The organism is Leyella stercorea (genome assembly GCF_019052365.1).
In the GTDB taxonomy this organism is placed as follows: Bacteria; Bacteroidota; Bacteroidia; order Bacteroidales; family Bacteroidaceae; genus Prevotella.
Genome location: NZ_JAHQUY010000089.1, coordinates 1 through 9125, shown reverse-complemented (window position 1 = coordinate 9125; position 9125 = coordinate 1). Strand labels below are relative to the sequence as shown.

Here is a 9125-nt window from a genome sequence, read left to right as displayed (position 1 = left end):
CGAGAAACAAAACGGAAACAAGAAACAGTCTTTTATGTCTTTTTAAGAGTGAGTTTGGCAAACATCGGAAAATTCAAATTATCGCTTAAAGCATTGATACTTAGTGCATTTGCTTTCATTTGCTTTCTTGTCTTTTCAAACGCATTTCGGAGGACTAAGATATTTTTCACGTCCTGTTCCTCGTTGTTCATGGCGATGTAAACGCTTATGGCTCCGACAATTGCAACGACACCTGCAATGGCATAGCAGAGCTTCACCACGATAGGTACATACTTGGCAATCTCCTCCGTCACTGTGGTAAGCGCGGTCGTTCCTGCCGAGTAGTCGCCGGCTGCGTTCTGTGCCATTGCTGCGGTGGTGCCGACAAGCAACATCAGGGCGAGCGTTTTCATGCGCTGTGAAGAGAAGAATCCCTTCACCTTCTTGTTAATCCTTTCAAACATTCTTTTTACCTTTTAATTTGTTACACTTTGAGTTATCTTATCTCGTATCACCTGTATCTCAAATCTGATAACCGAAGAAAGCGGGGAAGACGATGGTCGCTCCTATGAGGAACAGGCAGGCTCCCACCAGCATCATGATGTTCTTCTTCACTCCTTCTTCGCCCGTATTCATCTTTATATATATCTGCAAGGCGCTGACTATGACCACGATGCCCGCCACTGCATAGCACAGATAAACGATATAGAGCATCATCGTCACGGCATAGTCATGGGCACTCGCAAGTGCGTCCGCTCCCCAGCTGTAGTCCACGTTGCCACACTTAGCACTGGCCAGAGCTGGGGTTAAAGCGGCATATAATGATAGAAATGCACTTCTTGTTTTTGACATCATATCTCATTATTGAGTGATTCCACCTTGACCATGTCACGTCCATTGTGACGAAGACCGCGGGCGATGATGGTGTTGTTCAATTCTTCCGAATACATGGGGTCGGAATAGGTGGTATTCACTTCCTCCATCTTCTTCTCGATTGCGCTTTGTATCTTTTCAAGCACATGAGGCTTGCTCTCTTCCGCAGTGGCGGCTGCCTCCTCTGTAGGCTCTGCAAGCTGCTTCTCCTCGTAGGCTGTCTCATATTGGTTGTCGCCTACGCTGAAACCACCGTCGCTCTCGCTGACCGCTATCGACTCTTCCTCGTCGGTCATGTCACTGACATCAAACGACTCGCCCTGTGACTTCTCGTCCTTGGGCTTTCCGTACAGATCCTGCACGATGATGACCGTATAGTAGATGACATAGATTATGGTCACGACAATGGCGAATATTACAAATGACTTCATATTTTCAAGTTTGATTTTACTATGGTTTGGCTTATTGCCGATGCAAAGGAACTACCTTTTCTTCAATCTTAAACCGAAATGACTTTCCGCGGAGCCAAATCTTAACTCTAATTTTGATTACACTCGCAATCATACTCAAAAATCAAACTCGAAAGGCACAAAAAAAGCCCTTCCGATAGGGAAGAGCTTGTAAAGAGGGTGGATGAAAAAAATGTGGATGGCTATATGGTCAGGTACTTGCCATGGGAGAAGTCCTGATGTTCGTTAGAGAAAACATAGCCCAACTGGTTGGACAAGCATTGGGTGTTGCCTATCCTGGCATCGATGTTGGTGTGCGAATGTCCGTATATCCAATAGTCTATGCCGCTATCGGTGATATAGTCCTCCAACTCTACGGTGAACGCCACGTTTGCCTTGCTGCCTTGAAACTTTGGGTGGAGCATACGGAACGATGGTACATGATGGGTGACAACAATCTTATGGGCTGCTTGCGAATATGCCACTGCATCCTTGATAAAGGTGAGGCAACGTTCATGCTCAGCATTGAATTGGGCATGGGTCATCAGCTCACCTTTATATAATATACGGCGGAAGTCGCTTATCACTTGCTCGGTGAAGTAAGCGTCCTCCAAAGGAATCCTCGACCAAAGGGTGGAGAGGATGATGTCGGTGTCGCCAATCCTCGCAATACCGTTGTAGTGGCTGAATACATTGGGACGTACCTCCAAGAGATAGCCGTCGGGCAGTGTCGCCACATCATAATATTTGTAGAACTCATGGTTGCCCATGCAGCAATGCACCTCCTTGTAGTTCTCCGATGCCCAGTCCCAAAAGGGATGCTTGGAGTAGTTGTCATCGCCGAGATAGCCGATGTCGCCGGCAAGCAGCAGTATGTCGCCCGTCACCTCCAAGGGGTGGGCTTTCAGATACCGCCAATTGTCGGCAAACTCCAGATGCAGGTCGGATGCGTATTGTATCTTCATATTGGTCATGCTTCTATAAACAATTCATCCAGTTGATCTAACAGTCCGGTCACAAATGCCTCGTCTTGACCGAGTGACTTTGACAATGGTTCTGCGAGAGTTGACCAGTCGGCTCTGATGGAGGCGACAAACTCCCTTATACATGCCACTATTGAAGCAGGAGCCTCAATGTTGTCCTCAGTCATTATGACCACATTTTTCAGGATGTCCGAACGGTGCTTCTTGATGTCTTTGGTGTTCACATGCTTGCCGTCCCGCTTGTCTGCCATGAGATTTAGGTAGGCTCTTGCCTTCAGTGCTATCAAGGCAGCGGAATTGGCATGGCGTATGCCATCAGTCAGTTGGCTGTGTGCGATAGTAAAGTGATAGTAATCATCGTCCATGATGATGGCACTAAGACTCGACACATCTTCATCGGTCGGGATAGGTTCTATGACAAATCCCTTTGGCTCTCCAAGCACGTCGGGGTGGCGTGACAGCAGTTCTATCATCTCGGGATAGCCGTCTTTACCATCAAGGAAACGATACATTTCATACCTTGGTGGCTCACCAGCCTCCTGTTTCCTCTTTTCAGGTCGATAGCCAGCCTCCCGCACAAACTGCCAGAAGCGATTGGCGAAAGCCTCGGTCATGTTCTCTACGATGACTATCATGTCGATGTCGTGTGTGGCGCGTGGACGCACCACGGTATTGGTCATGGTGATGTCACAGGCTGCTCCGCCTATCACCACATAGTTTTCTGAGTATTCCGCAAATGCTTCACGGAACTTGACTAATCCTTCCATTTCTGTTCACTGATTATTCGTTCTACTTCTTTTTCTACTCTCGGATCATCATCATCTCTCAACGAAAGGACAAGGGAAAGGCGATCAACCCACTGGCTTTTGTCGCCCATTTTGCTGACAACAGGGTATTTCCATACCTCTATGATATAGTTGCCGTCATAGATGTTGGGATTCTCCATGACATCAGCCGACTTGACGGCACGATATTCCTTGCTTGTCATCATTATCATCTCTTCCCGGTCACGATTAAGCATGGAATAATGTGCCAGGGCATTGATGCCGCATACGGGGTATTCCGCATCCAAGCGTATGTCATCGCAAAAGATGCGGTTCTCCACAGGTGACAGCAAGACGTTCTGAGCCTTGTCCCACAGTTCCTTGCCCTTCAACTCGAAGTGTACCACCTTGCTGCGCTGTCCGTTCTGAATCTTTTGACACAGTCCTACATCTTCAAGACAGGTGACACCCAACGTGACGCTTTCGTAAGAATATGGAAGCAACGGTGCAATATCCCTTGGCGACATTCCTTCAATACTGCCCACCTGTAGGTGATAGAGTAGTATGTATTGCGCCACAGGGGTCAATACTTCGGCAATCTTCCTGTTGCTTGTCTTCTCCAATGCTATGATGCCTGGCAGATGGGCATATTCCTCGGACATGACAAAGAAGACTCCTTTGTCTGCCAGTCTGTGTCGCTCGTAGGTGGGTCCGGGCGCAAGGATAAACACCGCAGGCAGTCCCAGGGCTTCGGTCAACCGCTTGCCCGTGATGGCGCAAGTCCGTGGAGAGGGATTGCCCTTCTTGGGCTCAACGAACAGCAGGGGCGTGCCTTGGTATGTGCCATCATAGAAACGGTATGAGAGTTTCTCGCCAACCGTGATGCCTTTCAGGCTTTCCTTGGCACGAGGTTCCACCTCAAAGCGTCTGCCCAATATCCTTATTTCTTTTTTCAATTCCATTCTGCTACATTTTAATAATGTATTAAAACGATGCAAAAATAAGGATAATAATTGAGAATCAAGCATGTTTGGGCGAAAAAGTGCAGATTTGATATGTAATTTCAATGCATTTGAGCCATTTTTGCATCAAATGATGGTGTTTTCGTCTTTATAATGTCATTCAGATGCCGTTCGTTTCTTCCTCATCAGATAGTCGTTGACATCCTTGTAGTCGGCATATCTGAAGGACTCGTCCGTCACCCTGTACTCGAATACATTGCTGATGCTCTCAACCGTCTTGCGTCCTGCCTGGTCGTTGTCGAGGAAGCAATGGATGTGGGTGTAACGGTCAAGGTAATGCAATGCCTGTTTGAGGTTGGCGACTGAGTTCAGTATCATATAGTCGCAAGGGCTTTCAACGACAAACCATCGGTCTTGCTGTTTAACGAGGGTCATATAAGCAAGGAAGTCCATGAAGCCCTCAAAGACCAGACAACCGTTTTGCCACTCGTTGAACGTATGGGCAAGCAGGGTGATGTCCTTATGCCCGATGCAGCCCTTGAAATAGGGATTGCGCACCTCATGTCCTTCACTCAGATTGCCAAAGGCAATGCCATAGTAATGTTTTTGCTCAACCTTGTAGTGTATCTCCCTGCAATACATCCTGCCAATGGTGATGTCTATCCGTCGGCTACTGAAATAGGACAGCAGAGAATGGTTGCTCAGTGGGAGCAGCTTCACATCGTTCATCTTGGTTGTCGTGTATTCCTTGGCTGCGATAGCGGTCTCGATTGCCTTATCCACAGTGGCAATACTCTTGGACGCAAGGTAGGCAAGGGCATCGGAAACGGATTGTTTGTTATACATACGCTTTACCAGCTCCACAAGGTCACCGCCCTCCTTAATGGCGTAGTCGTACCACAGGTTCTCCTTCTTGCTGACCTTGAACGATGCGGTCTTCTCGTCCCTGAAGGGTGACAGATACCAGTAGGCATTGCCCTTCTTCTTTTTCAGCGTTACATTCTCCTTGTCTAAGAAGTCTATAATGCTCAGTTTCTTCGATTGTTCAATATTCATTGTACTTTCATTTGTTCGGTTTTACTTTGTCCATGGAAACAGTTTACTTTACCCTTTCTCCTATATAGGCACACCCGTAAACTAAACCATTTGCTAAACTACTTTTCCGCTTCCCAATTCAGCCTCCGATTTCGGTTTACTTTGGCCTTATTTCTTATATATAGGTACGGACGTAAACTAAACTGGTTTCTGAACTGTTTTTATTCCTCTTCATGGAACAGGTCAATCTCGGCAGGTGTATATCCGAAATAGTAATGATTATCCCGCTTCACTATGAGCTTTTGCTCGTTAATCAGGTATTTCAGCATTTTGATGATGACGCTTCTGCCACGCTTAAAGCCAATGTCTGCATAGGCTTGCGTTAATTCCTCCACCATGCGATCGAATCCTTTGATAGGTTTCTCCTTGAATGCAGCCGTCAGCGCCTCGTTATGCTGTTCGGATGTCAAGTCTTGGTAAGTAAACCTTGACGGTTGCTTGTCACCTTCTTCCTTCTCCGGCGTGTGCTCGACAATCTCTGGCAACCCTTCCTCATTGACTGTAAAGGCAAACGGCTTGAACTCCTTCTCACGGATGTGCATCGCCTTCACCTCGCTGATGTCGGGATTGGTGGTGCTCTTGGTGATGACAAGCACCGTCTCTGCCTTGTTGTTCATCTCCGTACCGATATGCCCGCGCACGTTATTGTCGCCCTTGTTCTGATGCAATACGCAATGGATGTGCAGGTCATACTTTGATGACCATTCCATCATCTTGTTGATGACCTCGACCGATTCTCCCGCATTGTTGATGTCGAGAAGCAGGTCTCTGATTCCGTCGATGATGACCAGTCCATAGCTTTGGTCTTGGGCAAGCGCATAGTCTATGACCTCTATCCTGACGGAGGGCGTGTACTCTCTCAGACAGATAAAGTCAAGGTTCTCGTTGTCGATGCTTGTAGGTAGACCAGCGAGCTTCAGGATGCGCTCCAGCACATTATGGCAGTGATAGCGGCTCTGCTCCGTATCTACATACAGTATCTTGCGTTTCCCCTCTGGCAGACTGGCGCGATAGTTCAGTACCTTGCCGTTGGCGAGGGAAGCGGCTACCAAGGCAGACACGTTGAAGGTCTTTTTCGCCTTTGCCTTACCAGTAGAAGCACTGAAGTTGCCCAATGTGGCTATGCTGGAATTATCAACCCATATAATCTGAGGAGGTGTTTTATAAGTATCTGTTGCCTTTATCAACGATTCGCTCAATATGCGATTGAGACGCTGTACTCCTTCCTCTTTTGAGTTAGGCTGTACATGTTTGTTATTTTCTTCCATTTTCATTCTTTCGGATTATCAATTTCTATTTTCGTTACCATTCCAATGACCTCTTGTTTGTTTTGGAGCAGCCACTTGTCGATTTCTTCTCTATTAAAATACAGCATTTTTCCCCTTGGCTTATAGTGTGGAACTTCTTTTGCGGCTGTAAGTTTGTATAGCAGGCTTTCAGAAACACCAATATACTTACATGCTTCGTCAAACCCCAAGACGGTTTTGGTCTGCTTGACCATCTTCTCCAATTCCTCGATTCGCTCTATTAGTTTGTCAATAGGTCCCAAAGCCTCCAAACTGTCTTCTATTGCGACAATTCGCTCATAGAGTCTAAAATGTCTTTCATTCATGTGTCACGTACCTTAATTAAATTGTTTACAGACAGTAGCACGGTTATATTAGCCGTCTATTCTTTCTTTGTGTAGATAGTACATATTCCTCTGCTTCTCTTTGAATCTCGTTCTTCGATTTGCCCTTGGTTCCTTGAAGCCATTCATCTATCTCAGATTTGAGGAACATGATGCGTTTGCCTCTCTTGTGAAACGGTATTTCCCGATTGCTTGTCCAGCAATATATGGTATGCTCTACCGGATGTGTTGGGAGATAAGCACATAATTCAGCAACCGTAAACCATGTTTCTTCTTTTTCTGATTGAACAAGTTCATATATACCATCAATCTTGTCTTCTAATGATGACAGCTTTTTCAGTACCCCCGTTATAGCGTTGGGAATATCTTCAAATCTTATACTATTTTCTTCCATGCTAATTATTTTTTATGATTTTTGATGCAAAGTTATGGGGAGACTGTCACTAAATAGAAAAAGTAACGTGATAGTAAGGCAGTATCAACCAAACTATCACGTTTTTACTTTCATTTAGCAGAATTATTGTGATTTATTCCTCTCTTAATATCTGTTCGATGGATTTGCAGATGGCATATTGACTTGCTGTCATGGAAACGTTTCTTCTTATCCTTGAAAGAGAAGAGGAAAGACAACTTGAAGTTATGAATTTCTCTGTTCCATCCTTTTTGATACTGGTTAAGAAGCGACCTTCTCCCATGACATATTGCCAATTATTGTTTATCAAATGGTATTGAGCCATAGCGTCAAACAGTACGGCTACATTACGTACATTCTTTACACGGATAGATGCGTCCAAGTCGCACTTGAATAGGCGACACAACTCGCTACGCACATCACTGTTGTCGGCAAAATCAAATATGTCGTGACTTTGGACAAGTTCTACCAACAAATCCATCTGTCTGTCTGACAATTGGCATCCCAAAGTGAGGATGGACGATTTCTTTCGGGTAAGGATTGGCAGACCAGTACCCACATGTTGAAGAAACAACTCAATAAGTTCCTGCTTGGAATAATCTTCTTTTTTCTTGATTATTGACACACACTTAGAGTCTCTAAACAAAGTACCAATAATGCCAATTGCCATCTGTCGCGAGTTCTTACAACGTGCACAATCACAGTCAATATATTGGTGACTGCGCTCAAATAGTTCTATGAAGTACTCTGTCTTCATATGATTCTTTTCAGCTTGAAGATACCAACTTCTTGCGATCTCAAACAACTCATACAGTTCTCTGTAGAAGTCTTCTGTACACTCCACATGTTTGTGGACACGCTTGCTCTCTTCAAAAAGAGAGAAGCCAAAAAAGGCTGTCTTTTTTCATTTTTATCTGTTTATTGTTATAAATGTTTGGTTTCCACGAAAGGTTAAAGTGCCAAAACAATAGCATCATTACATAGAATGTTGAAAATGAAAGGCACTAAAAACCACCTGTACAATAAAGGACTTATTGATACAAGTGGTCTTCTATACTAAGTGCTTACAAATGATAATCACTATTCATCTATGTCCAACTTAAAAGCTTCTGTAGCTTCATCTTTCTTCTTGTCAATTACTTTTGCGTAGATTTGCGTGGTTTTTACATTGGTATGCCCTAACATTTTGCTTACGGTATATATGTCTGTACCGTTAGCCAATTGTAACGTTGCATAGGTGTGGCGGAAGCAATGAAAGGTGATGTGCTTGGTAATCCCTGATGCTTTTACCCACCGTTCCAAAGGCCTAGATATCCATGAAGGGTCAGGCAGTCCGGCAAACACCAACAGTTCTCCGTCTTTCTTGCGCTCACCGCAAAGCTTGTATGCCTGTGGCGATATAGGCATGTATTCAACGCCCTTAGTCTTCTGCTGAGTGAAATTGAGACGGTACCCACCATTGTATTCTTCAACCTCTGACCATTTAAGCTTTTGAATATCGCTATGTCGCATTCCTGTCAGTGCAGAGAACAAGGCTGCCCGTTTTAGTATATCATCACACGGAGTCTTTGCCAATATATTAAGTTCTTCCAGTGACAGATACTCTCTTCGAGCACTCTGAAACATGATATTTTTAGCCTTGGCAGCAATATCACAATTCAGATAGCCATCCACGAAAGCTTGTTTGAGTGCCGCCTTGAAGATAGAGAAGTACGTCGATGCCGTATTCCTTGAAATAGTTCCTTTCTTAGAACCACCCTGCGGTGCCTTTATCAAGAAGGAACGGAATGCCTCAATATACTTCATGTCAATCTGCGAGAACTGTATGTAGTCACACTTGGCAAACATTGACAACAGTGTGTGCAATCTGCGCCAGTTGACAACTATCGATTCTGACGCAGTTTCCTCTCTTTCTTTGATTAACTACCCCAATTCGGGATAAAATAGCGATTAGTTGCATGTGAAGACAGATACACGA

General features: G+C 45.0%; 11 protein-coding genes and 1 pseudogene. All 12 read right to left on the bottom strand.

The genetic code is table 11. The features are described 5' to 3' along the window. Window positions 1-32: 32 nt before the first annotated feature. The gene (locus KTQ90_RS11860) at window positions 33-443 is read right to left on the bottom strand and encodes a DUF4134 family protein (protein ID WP_217318609.1); all 411 of its coding nucleotides are present in this window, start codon (window positions 441-443) and stop codon (window positions 33-35) included. A gap of 58 nt (window positions 444-501) precedes the next feature. Further along, on the bottom strand, window positions 502-834 hold the full coding sequence (locus KTQ90_RS11855) for a DUF4134 domain-containing protein (protein WP_005812854.1): 333 nt from the start codon (window positions 832-834) through the stop codon (window positions 502-504). Next, window positions 831-1283: a hypothetical protein gene (locus tag KTQ90_RS11850; RefSeq protein WP_005812857.1), complete on the bottom strand. Its 453-nt coding sequence runs from the start codon at window positions 1281-1283 to the stop codon at window positions 831-833. Before KTQ90_RS11850 ends, KTQ90_RS11855 begins: the two co-directional genes overlap by 4 nt. A 221-nt stretch (window positions 1284-1504) precedes the next feature. After that, window positions 1505-2275, bottom strand: a complete 771-nt coding sequence (locus tag KTQ90_RS11845) for a metallophosphoesterase (RefSeq protein WP_007837351.1) — start codon at window positions 2273-2275, stop codon at window positions 1505-1507. Beyond that, a complete protein-coding gene (locus KTQ90_RS11840) occupies window positions 2272-3051 on the bottom strand; it encodes a hypothetical protein (RefSeq protein ID WP_005812861.1) in 780 nt (259 codons plus the stop codon). Before KTQ90_RS11840 ends, KTQ90_RS11845 begins: the two co-directional genes overlap by 4 nt. Then, entirely contained in the window at window positions 3039-4010 is a 972-nt protein-coding gene (locus KTQ90_RS11835; protein WP_005812863.1) for a hypothetical protein, read from the bottom strand. The genes KTQ90_RS11840 and KTQ90_RS11835 overlap by 13 nt, the downstream gene beginning before the upstream one ends. Before the next feature lie 156 nt (window positions 4011-4166). Continuing rightward, the gene (locus KTQ90_RS11830) at window positions 4167-5066 is read right to left on the bottom strand and encodes a toprim domain-containing protein (RefSeq protein WP_005812865.1); all 900 of its coding nucleotides are present in this window, start codon (window positions 5064-5066) and stop codon (window positions 4167-4169) included. 200 nt (window positions 5067-5266) lie between these two features. Further along, the gene (locus KTQ90_RS11825; RefSeq protein WP_005812867.1) at window positions 5267-6373 is read right to left on the bottom strand and encodes an AAA family ATPase; all 1107 of its coding nucleotides are present in this window, start codon (window positions 6371-6373) and stop codon (window positions 5267-5269) included. A gap of 2 nt (window positions 6374-6375) precedes the next feature. Next, complete coding sequence (locus KTQ90_RS11820) at window positions 6376-6717, bottom strand: helix-turn-helix transcriptional regulator (protein ID WP_005812869.1); 342 nt, start codon at window positions 6715-6717, stop codon at window positions 6376-6378. 43 nt (window positions 6718-6760) lie between these two features. After that, the gene (locus tag KTQ90_RS11815; protein WP_004320284.1) at window positions 6761-7129 is read right to left on the bottom strand and encodes a helix-turn-helix domain-containing protein; all 369 of its coding nucleotides are present in this window, start codon (window positions 7127-7129) and stop codon (window positions 6761-6763) included. 133 nt (window positions 7130-7262) lie between these two features. After that, complete coding sequence (locus tag KTQ90_RS11810; RefSeq protein ID WP_021935591.1) at window positions 7263-7817, bottom strand: hypothetical protein; 555 nt, start codon at window positions 7815-7817, stop codon at window positions 7263-7265. Window positions 7818-8227: 410 nt separating this feature from the next. Next, window positions 8228-9061, bottom strand: a pseudogene (locus tag KTQ90_RS11805) (site-specific integrase); the annotation flags it as partial. Window positions 9062-9125 lie beyond the last annotated feature (64 nt).